This window comes from Sporosarcina aquimarina (assembly GCF_033253705.1).
GTDB classification, from domain to species: domain Bacteria; phylum Bacillota; class Bacilli; order Bacillales_A; family Planococcaceae; genus Sporosarcina; species Sporosarcina aquimarina.
The window spans coordinates 70,226-88,567 of the sequence record NZ_JAUBDH010000006.1; the positions used below are offsets into that span (position 1 = coordinate 70,226).

Consider the following 18,342-nt stretch of genomic DNA (forward strand, 5'->3'; position numbering starts at 1 on the left):
TGCAGTTCCTGAACTTTAACAGGGTCTCTATTTACGATTCATAATTACAGTAACCAAAGCGCATACTATCGATACTTAACTGATATAAGGAGCGGATGGAAAATGACTGCGATAGAACAAGGCCTGTCCATTTTCGCCTTGGGCGGCCTGAATGAGATTGGAAAGAACATGTATGTTGTGCAAGTGGAAGAAGATATTTTTGTGGTCGATTGCGGGGCCAAGTTTCCGGATGAAAGCTTGCTTGGTATCGATTTGATCATCCAAGACATTTCGTACTTGCAGGAAAACAAAGAACACGTCAAAGCTTTAATTATCACCCATGGGCATGAGGATCATATCGGGGGCATTCCATACTTTTTGAAACAGTTGAATCTGCCCGTGTATGCCACCGACCTGACGCTTGGACTAATTGAAATCAAATTGAAAGAACATGGATTGCTAAGAGCGACTGAACTGCACTTGATTGACGATAAATCCAATCTTTCCTTTGGTATTGTGAACATCACCTTTTTCAGGACGAATCACAGTATTCCCGATTGTGTTGGAATTGTATTCCATACACCGGTCGGGGTGGTTGTTCATACAGGTGATTTCAAATTCGATTTGACGCCGGTCAACAACGATCCGCCCGACATTCATAAGATGGCAAAAATCGGTGACGAAGGTGTACTCGTGTTGCTATCAGAGAGCACGAACGCTGAGCGTCCTGGTTTTAATCCTTCTGAAATGGCGGTCGGCAGCCATATTGATGAAGCGTTTCGAAATGCGCAGCAGAAGGTCTTCGTCTCCACATTTGCATCGAACGTACACCGTGTTCAGCAAGTGGTCAATGCAGCGGAAAAAACAGGACGGAAGTTAGTGCTGCTTGGCAGAAGCATGTTGAACGTTGTTAAGGTGGCCTCGGAACTTGGACATTTGGTCATTCCGGAGGGCATGATCATCGAGCCTTATCAAATGAAGAAAATGGATCCGCGTGCGGTTGCCATTCTTTGCACAGGGAGCCAAGGAGAACCTCTTGCTGCGTTATCCCGACTTGCCAGCTCAAACTCGAGGCACGCAGAAGTCCATCCTGGCGATACGGTCATTTTAGCCTCGTCGCCGATTCCAGGAAACGAAACGAATGTTTCCCGCATTATTGATCAGCTATTTATGCTGAAAGCGAATGTAATCTATGGCTCAGAAGAGGGAATGCATGTATCTGGACATGCTCGTCAGGAAGAACTGAAGCTTATGCTGACGCTTATGAAACCGAAATATTTCATTCCAATCCATGGTGAATATCGAATGCTTTATAAGCATAGGCAATTGGCCGAATCCGTCGGGGTGGAGCATGACAACATCTTCATCGTTAAAAATGGGGATGTAGTAGATTTCGATGGTGTATCTGCCCGACAGACGCGTAAAGTGAAAGCAGGCCGGGTTTTTGTCGATGGCTTAGGTGTAGGGGATGTAGGAAATATGGTGCTTCGCGATCGAAGACTGCTTTCTGAAGAAGGCATGCTTGTCATTCTAGTTACGGTTAGTAAAGAGACGGGGCAGCTATTGTCCGAACCTGACACGATTTCACGAGGTTTTGTGTATAAACCGGATGCAAAAGAACTGATCGAAGAGGTGAACGAAACGGTCCACATGTCTGTCGACAAGTTCAAAGGCAACATAGGCAGCGATGGTACGGTCATGAGACAGGAAATTAAGAAGTCGGTAGAAACGCTTTTGTTCGAACGCACGAAACGTAGGCCGATGATTTTGGTGTTCATTATTGAAATATAGATGACGAAAAAATAATAAGCAGGAACGCAGAAGAGCCGGATGAATCGTCGGCTCTTTTTTAAATAGAGTACTCTATAAACCAAATACATATAAATCCTATTTTTGGGGCATGCTAATTTAAAAGACATTGTTGAATGAGGGGATAGATATGCGAGTTGAGCGGTCAACAGAGTGGAAAGAAGGGTTATTAGAACGTCTCGAGAATCGCAAAGAGTGGGATAATTGGACGCTCTATCAGATGTGTTATGACATGGAGCGGGCAAAATTGATTCCAGAATTTCATGGACTTCAATCGCCTAAGCATTTACCGAATCTTACACCATATGATCATCAGCTTGAAGCAGCACAGACAGTGATTGAACGGATGAATGGAAAAGCTATTTTAGCAGATGAAGTAGGACTCGGAAAAACGATTGAAGCAGGGCTTGTCTTAAAAGAATATCTCATCAGAGGACTTGTAAAAAAAGCACTCATTTTAGCTCCGGCTTCTTTAACGAATCAATGGATTGAAGAGCTGAACCAAAAGTTCCACATTCCAGCAATTGCCTACAACAAAAAATACAACTTGGACCACTGCCCGATTGTTGTGACGAGTATTGACATGGCGAAGCGAAGTCCGCATAAAGAAATGATCTGCCAGCAAGAATTTGATTTGGTCATTATCGATGAAGCCCATAAACTGAAGAACCCTAAAACGAAAAACTATGAATTTGTCCAGCAATTGAAGAAAAAGTTTTGCTTATTGTTAACGGCAACCCCAATTCAGAATGATGTGTTTGAACTGTTTAACTTGATTTCTTTGCTTAAGCCTGGGCATTTAGGGAACCTTGAAACCTTTCAAAGTGTGTTTTCTGCAAGTAAGCATCATGTCGAAGAAGATGAGTTCTTGAAGGAACTCATCCAGCAAGTGATGGTACGGAACATCAGACACGAGACAGGAATTGAATGGACGAATCGCCTTGTAGAAATTATGCCGCTCGAGTTTACTGAGCAAGAACGAGCTGTCTACTCGATGATTTCTAAGATTCCTGTATCGGATTCGTTTACGTTGCTCACACTTCAGCGTGAAATGTGCAGCAGTCAGCTGGCCACGGTGCTGACGTTAGAGAAATTACATCAAGCTGCGACTCAACCAGAAGTTCGAATCCAGATAGAGGAGATTTTGTTGAAGCTGACGGAACTAGGGGTCCATTCAAAGGCAAAAAAAGCTGTGGAACTCATTCAACAAGCGAATGACAAAGTAATCATATTCACTGAATATCGTGCGACACAAGCCTATTTGCAAGCGGTCCTGCATGGCAAAGGCATCACAAGTCTATTGTTCAATGGAAAATTCAGCAAAAACAAGCGCGAGTGGATGAAGCAGTTATTCCAAGGTGATGCACAAGTGCTGATCGCAACCGAGTCGGGAAGTGAAGGGATTAACCTGCAGTTTTGCCATCATGTCATCAATTACGACTTACCGTGGAATCCCATGAAACTCGAGCAGCGAATTGGACGCGTTCATAGACTAGGACAGACACAAGATGTGCATATATATAATTTGGCAGTTCAAGACACAGTTGAAGACAAAATGGTGGAATTACTGGAACGGAAGATTGGTGTGTTTGAAAAAGTGGTCGGGGAATTAGATCATATCTTAACAGATGGCAAGAGGTCTATCTCTTGAGTAGTTTTGTGAATGGAGGCTATCTATGCGCCAGCAAGAAATTCATCAGTACATCCAGCGGTTTTTCCATGAAAACCAATGTAGGGTACTTGACGAAAGCTATGATCATATGACGGTTCAATTAACAATCGACATGGATAAACGCATTATGAATCGTCCATATTACTGGAGTTATGTTGAAAGTGGAGGTGTAGAACCGAATCCGGCTAAGCTTACATTGCTCACAAATCCGAGTCAGTTCTCAGCCTCGTTAGCAGGAGAGCGAATCCATTTCGGTTCACCAAGACTTCATCAGCTGTTTCAAGTGACGAAAGAACAAGGAGCCTTTGTTCAATTGTATGAGAAACCTGGTCAAAATCAGGTGACCCAAGTCACGTTAACGCCATGGCTCGGAGTAAATTATAAAATAACGTATTCCAGTGATCGGACAAAAGAAATGCTGTATTCGTTAGGGATGAATTTAATGAATGGTGCAGTCATTGATGGGTTTCAAGAGTCTGTCCGAAAACTAGATTTAGCACCATCGGTATCTGCGAATACTTACTACCTGCCTTATAATATACCTCCAATGCGCGCCTTAAACCGACTTGAAGATGTGATGGAAAACGTTGTGAATCAGGATGATCACACGTGGGTGGAGGAAGCAAAGCAACGCCAAGTGAGGGACTTACGAGTATTGGATTACTTTTACACGGGAGTGGAGGATGTGCCTGAAAGTTATGAGATGGAGAAAAAATCCATTGAGGAACAGTATGAAACGACAATCAGGATTGAAATCATTAATGGTGGATTGTTTTATTTGAACACGTCGTTAGTATGATTTCTATGGATATCAAAACAATATAGAATCTAATCAGAAAATACTGTATAGTCATCCTTAACTAGTAAAAGGAGGGGTGACCATGACATTATTGTATTTGAATTCTTCTCTGTAAACGAAAAAATACAGGAGGAATCTAAATGACACAATCATGGGTTGAACCCTTTTATCGGAAGCAATTTGAGTGGATGGATTAGGAATTGGAATTAGATAACTTGAATCCAGAGCCATTTAATGAGTTTTTTAACAACTAATTGTCTTGCCGCGGCTATGAATTAGAGTTTGTTGACTCAATATAAAGAATGATCTTTTCATAAAAAACAGAGAGCTTGCCATATGCAAGCTCTCTTTGTCAATTTTAGTCAAGATCGCAAGACCCGTCATCTTCTGATGATACCCAGATGTGCGACCAGTTTTCGATTTCTTTTAGCACAGGTTCCAAGGAGTGACCTTTTTCGGTTAAGGAGTATTCAATGATCACTGGAGTTTCAGGGAATACTTCCCGTTTAACAACACCTTGGCTTTCGAGATCCTTCAAACGATCGGACAAGACTTTGCCGCTAATTCCAACTGCAGACTGAATTTCACTAAACCTTTGAGTTCCTGTTAGTAGTTGGTAAATTACCAAACCCGTCCATCTTTGACTAAGGAGTGAGATGGCTTTTTCGAATTTTGGACAAATCGTTGATTGTTTCATGGGATATACACCTCTTTCCGTACAGTATACCATAGAAAACATCGGAATTACAAAGTGAAATGAAAGTACTTGACGATACTTATTACCTTATGTATAGTTAGTTACATAAGGTAATCAACTTATGAAACGAAAAATGAAACATTGCTTGCGATAATATTCGAATGGTTCTAAAACAAGAAGGAGAGAAGGATTGTCATGAATTTTCATACGAAACCTACGACATTTGTTGGTCATGTCCAAATTAAAGTGGAAAACCTGAAGCGGTCGGTATCCTTCTACCAAGACATTCTTGGTTTCAATATCCTAGAGCAAACTACTTCGTCCGTGAAGCTTACAACAGACGGGAAGACTAGCATTTTGTCGTTGGAGCAACCGGACAATGTTGCTCCGAAGCAGGGCAGAACTACCGGGTTGTATCATTTTGCAATTCTATTGCCAAAGAGAGCGGATTTGGCGAATCTCGTGAGCCATTTATCCAAACAAGGTATTCCAGTAGCATCTTCCGATCACCTTGTCAGTGAAGCGCTGTACCTTAATGACCTAGATGGAAACGGGATTGAAGTCTATATTGACCGTTCTCCTTCTGAATGGGTTTGGCAAGAGGAAGAAGTAACGATGACAGTAGATCCTCTTGATTTTGATAAACTGTTGGCTGTTTCTAGTCCCGAGTCGACATGGCAAGGAATGCCGGTAGGAACAGTGATGGGGCATATCCATTTACATGTTTCTGAATTGGTGAAAACTGAAGAGTTCTATGTAAAAGGGTTAGGACTCGATGTCGTCAACCGTTTTGGCAGGCAGACATTGTTCCTTTCTTCTGGGAAATACCACCATCACATAGGAGTCAACATATGGAATGGGGAGGGAGCGCCACAACCGTCCCAAAATAGTGTAGGTCTTCAATCCTTTACACTCGTGTTACCTGATGGAGATACCCGTTTGGAAGTCATCGAGAATATCAAACGGATTGGGGGAAGTGTTATAGAAGATGGCCATCACTCTATCACATCCGATCCTTCAGGAAATCGAATCCTTTTAGACATATAAGTAGGTTGTCTCACAAAAAGAAAGAATAGGTTGGTGTCAATTAAATGAGTTTTTTCTCAAAAATATTTACTAAACAATCCAAGGAGGAAGTTAAAATGAATACAATGAATATCGGAATTATTTTAGGGAGTACACGTCAAGGTCGGGTTAGCCCACAAGTAGGAGAATGGGTGAAAGGAATTGCAGACAAACGTGGGGATGCCAATTATGAAATTATTGATATTGCAGAATTCCAGTTGCCGTTCATGGGAACGACGGATGGAACTGAGCCGGGAATTACGGCTTGGAATGACAAACTTGCTAGCTTGGATGGTTTTGTATTTGTTGTCGCAGAATACAATCATAGTATTTCAGGAGCGCTGAAAAATGCATTGGATCTTGCGCGCGAAGCATGGAATAACAAAGCAGCTGGGATTGTGAGTTATGGTTCAACAGGCGGGGCTCGGGCAGCAGAACATTTAAGAGGTATTATGGGGGAACTAATGATTGCAGATGTGCGTACCCATCCTACGCTCTCGCTCTTTACTGATTTTGAAAACGGATCGGTATTGAAGCCACAAGAATTACATTTGGATAATGTGAATTTGATGCTCGATCAAGTCATTGCTTGGAGCGGTGCGTTAAAAACACTTAGATAACAGCGTTAGATCTGAAAAAAGGTTTAGTAAAGCTCTGAGCATTTTGCTTAGAGCTTTTTTGTATTCATCTTTGAAAAACACTTACATCATTCGTGAAAGTTCTTCTCTAGTAAAACAGACTGGTTGGTATGCCGAAAGAATGTTGTACTGTCATTCTTCTTGAAGAAAACACAATAAGACGTTCACAGTCATCGAATTGAATGGTTTATAAAAGCTGGTTCTGCTAATTAGGCGGAATCAGCTTTTTTGCGTCAATCATCTTTCATAGACTCATCATCAAATAAGATTAGAACACTTAAACCTGGGTAAATTAAGTAATATCAATGACTTGTGTAACGTTACCTTTTTGGGTGAAAGCGGATGCCTGTCCTCAATTTATGAGGGCTTAGTAGCCTGAACAGCCATTGGTTAGGAATGCAAGGAAAAGGAGGAGCCCAGTTTGAAGAAAAACTATGATTTGATTGTAATCGGTACAGGGACAGCAGGTTCTAGTACTGCTCAAGCTTGTAAAAAAGCGGGTTGGACTGTGGCCATTATTGATAGACGTACATATGGTGGTACATGTCCTCAACGTGGATGTGACCCCAAAAAAGTGTTGGTAGGAGCAGCCGAATGGATTGATTGGAAGGAGAGAATGGCAGGAAAAGGACTTTCAGGAGATTCACGAATTGATTGGAAAGACTTGATGGCGTTTAAGAAAACGTTCACGGAGCCGATTCCTGACAACACCGAAAAGAAATTTAAGGAGCTCGGGATTGATGGTTATCATGGAAAGGCAAAGTTCGAATCTGATACGCAAATCCGAGTAGGCGATGATGTGATTACTGGGAAGAAAATCGTCATTGCAACAGGCGCAGAGCCAGTCAAATTAGGACTAGATGGTGAGGACTTGATGATTCACAGCGATGACTTCCTCGACCTTGAAGAATTGCCGAAGAAGATTATCTTTGCAGGTGGAGGCTACATTTCAATGGAATTTGCGCATCTCGCTGCACGGGTCGGTTCGGAAGTTGAAGTCATCCATGGTGGAGAACGACCTCTTGAACAATTCGATCCAGATTTAGTCGATCTTCTTGTAAAACGTTCTGAACAGGTCGGCATTAAAATTCACTTAAATACGCGTGTTAAGTCTGTAGAAAAGAACGGAAAAACGTTTACGGTACTAGGAGAAAAAGACGGTGCAAAGCAAACCTTTACAGGCGATTTAGTTGTCCATGGATTGGGTCGCGCACCTGCACTCGATATTGATCCTGAAAAAGGACATGTTCATCTTGGTGATAAGGGTGGCGTTCAGGTCAATGAATACCTGCAAAGTGTTAGCAACCCTAATGTGTACGCAGCAGGGGACTCAGCCGAGACCTCAGCACCGCCGCTTACTCCAATTTCTTCAAGGGATTCAGCTGCAGTTATCCAAAACTTACTTCATGGCAACCACACGCCAATTGTCTATCCAGTTGTGCCGTCAGTTGCGTTCACTGTCCCCAAAATCGGTTCCGTCGGTATGACAGAAGAAGAAGCTAAAAAATCCAACCTCAAAACCAAAGTGACGTACCGGGAAATAACGGATTGGTTTACGTTTAAACGGACAAACGAACAAGCCGCTGCATTCAAACTCATTACGGATACTGAGAGAGGAACTGTCCTGGGTGCGCATATTTTAAGCGACAATGCAGATGATCTCATCAACCATTTTTCCACAGCCATTCGTCTAGAGTTAACTTTTGAAGAAATGAAGAAAACGATTTTTGCTTACCCTACAGGAGCATCCGATATTGGTTCCATGTTGAATGAAGTTAATTAAAGCACCCCTTATCATTAAACTTTTGTACAGAAGAGCATTGCTGCTTAGCAGTGCTTTTTTGCATTCATCGCATTATACAATAATAGAAATCTTTCCAGTCTTGCTGGATGATACGAGTAAAAGCAGCAGCAAACAATGAGGTAGGGCTATTGAAGAAAAATAAAGAAAACTAAGAAATTAAATTCAGAAAACCTTTAGTTGAGGTCTAGTCCTCAAGCTGAAGGTTTTTCACTTTTAGAGCTACTGCAATGGCCATACTGAATACTATTTGAAAGTCGGCCTTGTAACTGAAAACAACCTCTGCTATATTGTAAATGATAATGAGAATCGTTATCAACAAATTGTGTTCAGTTGAATACATACATAGGGAGAGAATAATTTGATGAACAAAAAGTATTGGTTAATGGCGGTAAGTGCGCTATTAGCACTGAGTTTAAGTGCATGCTCAGAGAATGAGGATACTGCATCTTCAGGAGATACAGAAAAAGCAAATGCTGCTGAAGTGACAACGAAAGTAAAGGGTACTGAAAAAAAGGATGCAGCAGATGAGAATGCAACGGAACAAACGATAACCTATTTAGGTGAAGACTATGTACTGCCTGCCAAAGTGGATAGTATTGTTGCAGCAAGCTTGGAGTCAATGGAAGATGCAGCAATCCTAGGAGTGAAACCGGTTGGTGTACTTGCGGTAGGTGATGCAATTCCTGAATACTTAGCAAGTGATCTTGAAGGGGCTTCACTAGTAGGTGACAAATTCGCACCAAACAACGAAGCCATCTTAGCTCTTGATCCCGATGTTATTCTGGGGTCATCAAAACACGGTGAAGACGTAGTTGCGGCTATGAATAAAATTCAAACGATGATTCCGTACTCTCACTTGTCTGCGAACTGGGAGGAGAACTTACAACTGTTAGGAAAACTTACAGGTAAGGAGTCCGAAGCAGATGAAATCATCAAAGATTATAATGCTAAAGCTGCAGAAGCTAAAGAAAAGATTGGAGATTCATTTAACGATAAAACAGCTTTAGTATTGCGTATTCGTCAAGGAAGTATTGCGGTGTATTCGGATGATGTCTATTTAAATGCTGTACTCTACTCAGACTTAGGGTTGCCAGTACCGGAAGTTGTATCGAACACAAAAGGCCAAGGGGAACTATCATTGGAAGCATTGGCAGACATCAATCCGGACTACATCTTCTTACAGTTTGATGAGAGTGAGAACGCAGATAACTTAACTGCAAAGGATGATTTGCTAACAAATCCTATCTTTAAGAGCATTACCGCTGCGAAAGAGGATCACGTATTCGTGAACACAATTGCTCCACTTGCACAAGGCGGAACAGCATGGTCTAAAGTTCGATTCTTAGATGCTGCTATTGAAAATCTAGTAAGTGAGTAAGGTGTGATCACGTAAAATGAAAAAGACAAATTGGATAGCGATTAGTATATTAAGTGTGTCCCCACTATTCATAGTACTAGCCATTGTCTTATCCGTTTTATATGGCGTAAAAGATATAACTGCACTTACGATATGGCAAGCGATTACGCACTTTGATGCAGATAATGTAGACCATAACATTATCATGACATCGCGTTTACCACGCGTAATCGCTGCTTTATTTGTAGGGGCATTTTTAGCGGTTTCGGGTGCAATAATGCAGGGTATCACACGGAACTACCTCGCTTCTCCATCCATCATGGGTGTAAATGACGGATCGACATTTGCTATAACTATCGCAATCGTATTTTTCCCCGGATTATCAAACTACCAAATGATTCTTTTATCCATGCTGGGTTCTGCAATGGGAGCTGGTATTGTATTTGGTTTTGGAATGCTGATACGAGATGGCTTGTCGCCAGTTCGATTGGCGATTATCGGTACAGTCATCGGCTCTTTTTTAAGCAGTGTAGCCGCTGCGATTGCTATGCGCTTTCAAGTGTCTCAGAGTATTAGTTTCTGGTACAACTCCAAAATACATAAAGTGGATCCGGATATGCTTCTGATGGCCATTCCTTTTGGCATATTAGGCTTACTATTGGCAATCAGTGTAGCTAAATCGATAACAATCGCCTCACTTGGTGAAGAAATTGCGATCAATCTAGGACAGCGGACAAAATGGGTGAAATTGATCAGCATGTTCTCTGTTGTGATAGTAACCGGTACAGCTGTTGCATTGGTTGGGAAAATTGGATTTATCGGCTTGATTATCCCCCATGTGACAAGATTTATTGTGGGTGTGGATTATCGATACGTCATACCCTGTGCGGCCGTTATCGGGGCTGTTTTTTTAGCGTTGTGTGACGTGATGAGCCGGTATATCAATTTTCCTTTTGAAACGCCTGTCGGTGTCATTACCGCAATTATTGGCGTGCCGGTCTTCCTGTACTTAATTCGTACGAGAGGAGGGGAACAGCGTGAATAGAAAGGCTTTCTCCCGTTTTACTCTCATGATGTCGATCTTTACCTTGCTTACTTTCGGGGCATTCTATCTCCATGTGACAAACGGTATTTTTGACATGTCAGTCTGGGATGTTTGTAAGACAATTTTACGCATAAATCCTAACGAGAAGTTTGACTTAGTTATTTTTCAATTTCGCTTGCCGCGGATTATCATCGCCGCATTGGTGGGAATTGGTCTCGGTATCGCAGGAACAGTGATTCAAGGGGTTACCAAAAACGGGCTTGCAGACCCCGGAATATTAGGTATCAATTCCGGTGCGGGTGCTTCTATCGTGATCTTTATGTACTTTTTCCAGATGTCATCCATTACTTCTACACAATCTAGTTTTTCTTCCATCCTGATGATGCCGATTTTTGGCTTTGTTGGAGGTGCTCTTGCTGCAGCGCTAATCTATTTGTTCTCGTGGCGCAACGGTGTGCTGGATATGCAGCGGCTGATTCTATCCGGAATTGCTATTAGCAGCGGATTTGGTGCGCTGTCACTCTATATTTCACTTAAGATGAATGCACAAGACTATGAAATGGCAGCTGTTTGGATTGCAGGAAGCATATACAATGCCAATTGGACTTTTGTTGCTTCGATGTTGCCATGGATTCTCATTTTAGGGACGATCATTTATAGAAAAAGCCCATTATTGGATTACTTCCAATTGGAGGAGTCAAGCGCAAAAAGTTTGGGAATCAAAGTGGAAAAAGAAAAGTCCATTTTATTGGTAAGCAGCATCGGTCTAGTCAGCGCTTGTGTCTCCGTTTCAGGCGGTATCGGGTTCATTGGATTAATGGCTCCTCATATTGCAAAACAGCTTGTAGGGTTACAGCACAAATATGTCATGCCGATGAGTGCAGTCATTGGAATGTTCTTACTTATCCTTTCAGATTACATTGCGAAAACAGTATTTGCTCCATCTGAATTATCTGTTGGAATTGTTGTCTCCATTATCGGAATTCCTTACTTTTTATATTTGCTTGTGAAACTGAAAGTATAAAGGTGTTACTACAAAGAAAAGAGGGCTTACAGATGACTGAAAAAGTGACATTAGACCAAACGGATTATTGGAAACTGGATTCGAAATGTATGGAGTATGTATTTGATATTAAAGTGTCGTTTCCAAATACAGAACCTCCAGAAGAAGGGTTCCCGACAATTTATATGCTCGATGGAAATTCACATTTCCAATACGGACGGGACGTTGTACGATTGCAGTCCAGAAATGCACCGAAGACATTTGTTGCACCTGCGATTGTCGTGGGAATTGGACATCATGGAACTGAGAAAGAAGTTTCCAAACAGAGATTTCATGATTTCACACCCTTTGCAGAACAGTATAGTTATCCGGATCGGCTTAAAGCGGTTGGTGGCGAGTTAGGGCCACATGGCGGAGCGGATAAGCTTCTGGACTTTATGGAACAGGAACTGATGCCGGAAATAGCACGCAGATATGTAGTGGATCCTGATTCCCGCACTCTATTTGGACACTCACTTGGCGGTCTATTTGTTCTCTATACTTTATTGACACGCTCACATTTGTTTACGAATTATTTAGCATGCAGTCCTTCGATCTGGTGGAATGATCACGAAATTCTTGAGTATGAAAAGAACTTCCGTGAAAACACGGATATGGACACACCAAAAAATCTCTTCATTGCAGTGGGGGAAGAGGAAGGCTTCATGGTAAACGATGCAAAAGATTTAGTTTCCAACATGGAGTCAAAAAAGTCAGATGAACTCCAAATCGCGTTTTATATTGCACCAGAGGAAAATCATGGTTCAGTAGTGCCAACAATTATGAGCAGAGCAATTCGTTTCAGTAATGGCATTTTCCCTAACTCAGAAGTCCGAACAAGACAGACGCAGAGATAAAGATGAAAGGACGATGAAGGATGGAAGAATTAATCGTGGAACGTGCAGCTATTGGCTATTCCAATGCACTTATTATTGAGGAGTTAAGCCTGTCCATTCCTAAAAACAAAATTACAACGATAATAGGTCCGAATGGCTGTGGGAAATCAACGTTACTTAAAGCTGTCGCTAGAATACTAAAAATGAAGAGTGGTGCGGTGTATCTAGATGGAAATGCGATTCACCGGCTGGACACAAAAGAAGTTGCTAAGAAGATGGCGATTCTTCCACAAACTGCAAATGCTCCAGGGGGATTAAAAGTCTATGAGCTGGTTTCATATGGCCGCTTTCCGCATCAAAAGAGATTAGGATCACTCAAAAAAGAAGATTACGCCGCAATCGATCGTGCTATAGAAGTAACAGGATTAAATGAGTTTAAAGATCGTCCGATTGAAGCGTTATCTGGCGGACAGCGACAAAGAGTGTGGATTGCCATGGCGCTTGCTCAAGAAACCGAAATTTTAGTGTTAGATGAACCGACGACTTATTTGGATATGGCACACCAACTGGATATATTGCTTCTGTTAAAACGCCTCAATGAGGAAGAAGGCCGAACAATTATCATGGTTCTTCATGACCTTAATCACGCATCTAGGTTTTCTGATTACATGATTGCTATGAAAGGCGGAGAGCTAATAACAGAAGGTCCACCTGCTGAAGTGATGACGTGCTTGAATTTACAACAAGTATTCAATATTGATGCAAGTATTGTGAAATGCCCTTTCAGTGAGAATCCAATCTGTTTGTCGTATCAGCTTTGTTGAGGCAGTGAACAAAGCGGAACAATCTATTACACCGGACGCACATGGTGATGGAATGGTGTCCTCTCATCACGATATTTTTAAAGAAAGAAACCGGGAGAAGGTTAAACATTTATATACTGTGAAGAGCTGACCTTTTACATGTGATGGCTATCAAAAACACCAGCAATCCCATTTCGGATGCTGGTGTTTAGCTATTTCCTATGATTGTTAAATTAGATGAACATAGTAACGCAGAAAAAATTTATCAACTGATTGGGATGAGGATTAGTTCTTCGACCAATCTGTATGGAACGTACCTTCTTGGTCCACACGCTCATACGTATGGGCACCAAAATAATCACGCTGTGCTTGGATCAGGTTCGCCGGCAATGTCGCTGTACGGTAACTATCGTAATAAGCGAGCGCACTAGAGAATGCCGGAGTTGGAACGCCTTGCGTAATCGCCAGTCCCAATACTTCACGAAGTGCTGACTGATAGTCACCGACAATTTTCGTGAAATACGGATCGACTAACAAGTTCGGCAGCTCTGGGTTCTGATCGAATGCATCTTTGATATTTTGCAGGAATTGTGCACGGATGATGCATCCTCCGCGGAAAATCATCGCAACTTCGCCATAAGGAATGTCCCAGTCATACTCTTTAGACGCAGCACGCATTTGAGCGAAGCCTTGTGCATACGAACAAATTTTGCTCATATACAATGCTTTTCGAATCGCTTCAATCATCGCTTTTCGATCACCTGAAAATGGCGCGGCTTCAGGTCCTGTCAATAATTGACTTGCAGCGACACGCTCATCCTTAATGGAAGAGATGAACCGTGCAAAAACGGACTCGGTTACAATCGGAAGTGAAATCCCTAAGTCCAATGCATTTTGACTTGTCCACTTACCTGTCCCTTTTTGTCCGGCCTTATCTAAAATCTGATAGAGTAGCGGATTACCTGTCTCTTCATCCATCTTCGCAAAAATTTCAGAAGTGATTTCAATCAGGTAGCTATTCAGTTCACCAGCGTTCCACTCAGCAAATGTGTCATGTAACTCTGCAGACGTCATTCCAAGAGCATGTTTCATGAGGAAGTATGCTTCAGAAATCAGCTGCATATCCCCGTATTCAATCCCGTTATGGACCATTTTTACATAATGGCCAGCACCTTCAGGACCCATGTGGGCACTGCAAGGAGTCCCATCCACTTGGGCAGAAATTGCATCAAAGATTGGTTTTACTTGATCATAGGCTTCTTTCGGACCGCCTGGCATAAGAGAAGGACCAAATCGAGCTCCTTCTTCACCGCCGGATACACCTGTTCCGATGAAATGGATGCCAGAAGCTTGTAACTCTGCTGTTCTGCGGTTTGTATCTTCAAAGAAGGTGTTCCCGCCATCTATCAAAATATCGCCCGATGCGAGGTGGGGAAGAAGTGACTGTATAACAGAATCCGTCGTTTCTCCAGCTTTCACCATCATCAAGATTTTACGAGGCGTTGCAATGGACGCAACAAACGCTTCTAAAGTCGAAGCACCCATAATCTTTTTGCCTTCAGCTTCGTTTGAGATGAATTTTTCTGTTCGATCTGTCCAATAGTCATAGACCGCGACTGGGAATCCTTTGCTTTCCATATTCAAAGCTAAGTTTAAGCCCATGACACCTAGACCAATTACACCGATTTGCTGTGTACCCATACTCGTCCTCCGTTCTAGTTTCACTCGCCAGAAATCTTTTCTAAGCGATCTTCCAGCTGATTTCGCTCTTCTTCAAATCCTTCTTTTCCAAGTAATGCAAACATGTTGATTTTGTATGCTTCTACACCAGGCTGGTCAAATGGATTCACGCCGAGCAGTGTTGCACTGATTGCACATGCCTTTTCAAAGAAATAGACAAGTTCGCCAAACGTATATTCATTCAACTCGTCCAACTCAATAAGTAAGTTTGGAACGCCGCCGTCAATGTGCGCAAGAGTTGTGCCTAGTGCTGCCTTCTTGTTCACTTCGTCCATTGTTTTTCCAGAAAGAAAATTCAATCCGTCCATGTTGTTTTCATCAGCCTGTATTGTCCGCTCAACGGACGACTTTTTAATTTGTATGGCTGTTTCGATGAATAGACGGCGACCTTCTTGGACGTATTGGCCAATCGAATGCAAATCTGTAGTGAAGTTAACAGAAGCAGGGAAAAGCCCTTTGGAGTCTTTCCCTTCACTTTCTCCGAAAAGTTGTTTCCACCATTCTGCGACATACCTTAAACTGGGTTCATACGCTACGAGTAATTCTATGGATTTCCCTTTGTTGTTAAATATATTGCGTACCGCCGCATACTGATAGCATCCGTTTGTTGTCATGTCAGGATTATTGTACTGATGATACGCAGATGCTGCGCCTGCCATCATAGCGTCAATATCCAATCCAGCAACAGCGATAGGTAGGAGTCCTACTGGAGTCAGAACAGAATACCGTCCACCGATGTTTTCAGGAATAACGAACGTTTCAAAACCTTCTTCTGTCGCTAAATTCCGAAGTGCTCCTTCTGTTTTGTCCGTTGTGACGTAAATTCGATTCCGTGTTTCCTCAACTCCGTATTTCTTCTCCATGAACTCACGGAAAATGCGGAAAGCCAATGCAGGTTCAGTCGTGGTACCGGACTTGGAAATCACGTTAATTGAAATATCCTTACCTTCTAAGACCTGAAGCAGGTGTTCAATATAAGTGGAACTAATATTTTGTCCTGCAAAGTACACTTCCGTAGTGCCTTCCATTTGGTTATGAAATGTATGGGAAAGTGCTTCAATTGCCGCTTTTGCCCCTAAATACGATCCGCCGATTCCAATGACTATCAAGGCATCTGATTGTTCTTGAATCTTTTTTGCAGCTGATTTCAAGCGTTCGAACTCATCTTTGTCGTACTGGATTGGCCATTCCACCCATCCAAGATAATCAGATCCGGGTCCTTGATGAGTGTGGATTTGGTGATGGGCTTGCTTGACGAATTGACTGAGGTTCTCCATTTCGGTTTTCTTCATGAAGGACATTGCGTTTTTATAATCAAATGTAACTGACATGTATTGTATCTCCTTTTAGGTTGAAAGGTAGTCTGATTACCACCACTTAAAATGATCAGCTGCTAGGAGCTGTCTTGCTTCTCTTGGTCCAGTTGAGCCCGCAGAGTAGGTGACTAAAGGCAATTCGTTTTCCTTGAATGCTTCGAGGAGGGGCTGTATCCATTGCCAAGACAATTCAACTTCTTTCCAATTGGCAAAGAATGTAGCGTTGCCAAGCATAGCATCATGCAAAAGTACCTCGTATGCTTCCGGCTGGTTATTCGAATTTGAAGTGAATGTGATCGTAGAAGGTTCAAACCGATCTGTAGAAGGATTCTTCATATTCACCTGCAGTGAGATACTCTCATTTGGACTAATTTCAAGAATTAACAGATTCGGTGCAAGTCCTTCAGGTGTGTAATCGTCTATCTCCGCCGGACGTTCTTTAAATTCAAAAACGATACGGGTTGATTTTTTATCTAACCGTTTGCCTGTCCGAAGATAGAAGGGAATGCCATTCCAGAATTCATTGTCGATAAACAATCGTGCTGCGATATACGTATCGTTCATAGATGACTGAGGGACGCCGGGCTCTTCTCGATATGCGGGCACATCAATGCCGAATACATCCCCTTCAACGTATTGAGCGCGTATTAAGTTATCTTGCAAGGTTTCACCTTGAATTGGGCGTAACGCCTTCATGATTTCCACTTTTTTAGTCCGGATTTCTTCGGGTTGTGCTTTTCGCGGCAGATGAAGTGCTGTCATCATCACTAGCTGCAGCATATGGTTTTGAACCATGTCGCGAATTGCACCGGCTTTGTCGTAATAAGGAGCTCGTGACTCCACGCCCACAGTTTCACTTGCTGTAATTTGTACATTTGCAATGAGTTGATGGTTGAATAGTGAATCCAGTACAGGATTCACGAGAATCAGCGTTTCCAAATTTTGCACCATTGGTTTGCCGAGGTAATGGTCGATTCTATAGATTTCATCCTCATGGAATGCGGTTCGCAGCTTTTCGTTTAACTCTCGTGCAGATGCTAAATCACTGCCAAAAGGCTTTTCGACGATGAGGCGCTTCCAGCCAGTCGTTTGGCTGACGCCGCTTGTTGTGAGATTCGATGTAATCACATCTATCAAGCTGGGTGCAACGGACAAGTAGAATAGCCGGTTTTGAGGAAGGCTTAACTCGTTTTCCCGTTGTTCGATAAGGCCGTTTAGCTTTTTGTACGAGTCAGTTTCAGTTGCGTCAAACGTACAGTAGCGAAAAGAGGTTAAGAACTGTTGGAGTCCTTTGTCATGAACAGGGCCTCTGGAGTAATTGCGAAGCGATTGTTCCACCTTTGTTTGAAACACATCGTCTGTGTAAGGGGTGCGGCCTAATCCGATAACAGAAAAAGTTTCGGGCATTTTGTTTTCAATATACAAATTATATAAAGCGGGGTATAACTTTCGTTTAGCTAGGTCACCTGTAGCGCCAAATAAGACAATCGTCATGCCAGTGACGTTTTGTTCGTTGTTCTCTTCTTTTTTTGAAGAGGGATCGTTGGAAAGCATTTAGTTTTCCTCCATAAAGTGAGATAGTTGTGGGTACAATAAAATTGCATCAGTTCCTAGTATAAGTTTTATGGTCGAGAAATGTAAGTGCATAAATAGTAAACAGAACTTTCAAGAATCATTATTAACATGTTTAGTTACTTTTATGTAAATTCCTGCCGGATATCGAATCGAAATGTAGACAAG

At 42.2% G+C, this 18,342-nt stretch carries 15 protein-coding genes; 11 read left to right on the plus strand and 4 right to left on the minus strand.

The window, feature by feature from the left end; genetic code table 11:
• Positions 1–102: 102 nt before the first annotated feature.
• The 3 genes from QT716_RS11005 to QT716_RS11015 all read left to right on the plus strand — a co-directional run bounded on the left by QT716_RS11005 (position 103) and on the right by QT716_RS11015 (position 4,259).
• A complete protein-coding gene (locus QT716_RS11005) occupies positions 103–1,770 on the plus strand; it encodes a ribonuclease J (protein WP_317936104.1) in 1,668 nt (555 codons plus the stop codon).
• Positions 1,771–1,918: 148 nt separating this feature from the next.
• Complete coding sequence (locus QT716_RS11010; RefSeq protein ID WP_317936105.1) at positions 1,919–3,439, plus strand: DEAD/DEAH box helicase; 1,521 nt, start codon at positions 1,919–1,921, stop codon at positions 3,437–3,439.
• 25 nt (positions 3,440–3,464) lie between these two features.
• Positions 3,465–4,259, plus strand: a complete 795-nt coding sequence (locus tag QT716_RS11015) for a YqhG family protein (RefSeq protein WP_317936106.1) — start codon at positions 3,465–3,467, stop codon at positions 4,257–4,259.
• Positions 4,260–4,617: 358 nt separating this feature from the next.
• On the opposite strand, the gene QT716_RS11020 is transcribed toward QT716_RS11015, so the two are convergent.
• On the minus strand, positions 4,618–4,956 hold the full coding sequence (locus tag QT716_RS11020) for a winged helix-turn-helix transcriptional regulator (RefSeq protein WP_317936107.1): 339 nt from the start codon (positions 4,954–4,956) through the stop codon (positions 4,618–4,620).
• A 195-nt stretch (positions 4,957–5,151) separates the two neighbouring features.
• Between QT716_RS11020 and QT716_RS11025 the strand changes: the two genes are divergently transcribed.
• The 8 genes from QT716_RS11025 (at position 5,152) to QT716_RS11060 (ending at position 13,567) form a co-directional block, all read left to right on the plus strand.
• A complete protein-coding gene (locus QT716_RS11025) occupies positions 5,152–6,003 on the plus strand; it encodes a VOC family protein (RefSeq protein WP_317936108.1) in 852 nt (283 codons plus the stop codon).
• Between the two features lie 44 nt (positions 6,004–6,047).
• Positions 6,048–6,641, plus strand: coding sequence for an NADPH-dependent FMN reductase (locus QT716_RS11030; RefSeq protein WP_317936109.1), 594 nt, complete (start codon positions 6,048–6,050; stop codon positions 6,639–6,641).
• Between the two features lie 439 nt (positions 6,642–7,080).
• The gene (locus tag QT716_RS11035; RefSeq protein WP_317936111.1) at positions 7,081–8,442 is read left to right on the plus strand and encodes a dihydrolipoyl dehydrogenase family protein; all 1,362 of its coding nucleotides are present in this window, start codon (positions 7,081–7,083) and stop codon (positions 8,440–8,442) included.
• 382 nt (positions 8,443–8,824) lie between these two features.
• Positions 8,825–9,841, plus strand: a complete 1,017-nt coding sequence (locus QT716_RS11040; protein WP_317936222.1) for an ABC transporter substrate-binding protein — start codon at positions 8,825–8,827, stop codon at positions 9,839–9,841.
• A gap of 16 nt (positions 9,842–9,857) precedes the next feature.
• Positions 9,858–10,865 carry a FecCD family ABC transporter permease gene (locus QT716_RS11045; RefSeq protein WP_317936112.1) on the plus strand — a complete coding sequence of 336 codons (1,008 nt, stop codon included), beginning with the start codon at positions 9,858–9,860 and terminating at the stop codon, positions 10,863–10,865.
• Positions 10,858–11,889: a FecCD family ABC transporter permease gene (locus QT716_RS11050; RefSeq protein WP_398293230.1), complete on the plus strand. Its 1,032-nt coding sequence runs from the start codon at positions 10,858–10,860 to the stop codon at positions 11,887–11,889. The genes QT716_RS11045 and QT716_RS11050 overlap by 8 nt, the downstream gene beginning before the upstream one ends.
• Positions 11,890–11,921: 32 nt before the next feature.
• Entirely contained in the window at positions 11,922–12,764 is an 843-nt protein-coding gene (locus tag QT716_RS11055; protein ID WP_317936113.1) for an alpha/beta hydrolase, read from the plus strand.
• Between the two features lie 20 nt (positions 12,765–12,784).
• Positions 12,785–13,567 (plus strand): ABC transporter ATP-binding protein, encoded by a 783-nt coding sequence (locus QT716_RS11060; RefSeq protein WP_317936114.1) that lies wholly within the window; start codon positions 12,785–12,787, stop codon positions 13,565–13,567.
• 264 nt (positions 13,568–13,831) lie between these two features.
• On the opposite strand, the gene gndA is transcribed toward QT716_RS11060, so the two are convergent.
• The 3 genes from gndA to zwf are packed head-to-tail and all read right to left on the minus strand — an operon-like array spanning position 13,832 to position 18,156.
• Positions 13,832–15,247, minus strand: coding sequence for an NADP-dependent phosphogluconate dehydrogenase (gene gndA / locus QT716_RS11065; protein ID WP_317936116.1), 1,416 nt, complete (start codon positions 15,245–15,247; stop codon positions 13,832–13,834).
• Positions 15,248–15,267: 20 nt separating this feature from the next.
• Positions 15,268–16,617: a glucose-6-phosphate isomerase gene (locus QT716_RS11070; RefSeq protein WP_317936117.1), complete on the minus strand. Its 1,350-nt coding sequence runs from the start codon at positions 16,615–16,617 to the stop codon at positions 15,268–15,270.
• A gap of 36 nt (positions 16,618–16,653) precedes the next feature.
• Positions 16,654–18,156, minus strand: a complete 1,503-nt coding sequence (gene zwf / locus QT716_RS11075) for a glucose-6-phosphate dehydrogenase (protein ID WP_317936118.1) — start codon at positions 18,154–18,156, stop codon at positions 16,654–16,656.
• Between the last annotated feature and the right edge of the window lie 186 nt (positions 18,157–18,342).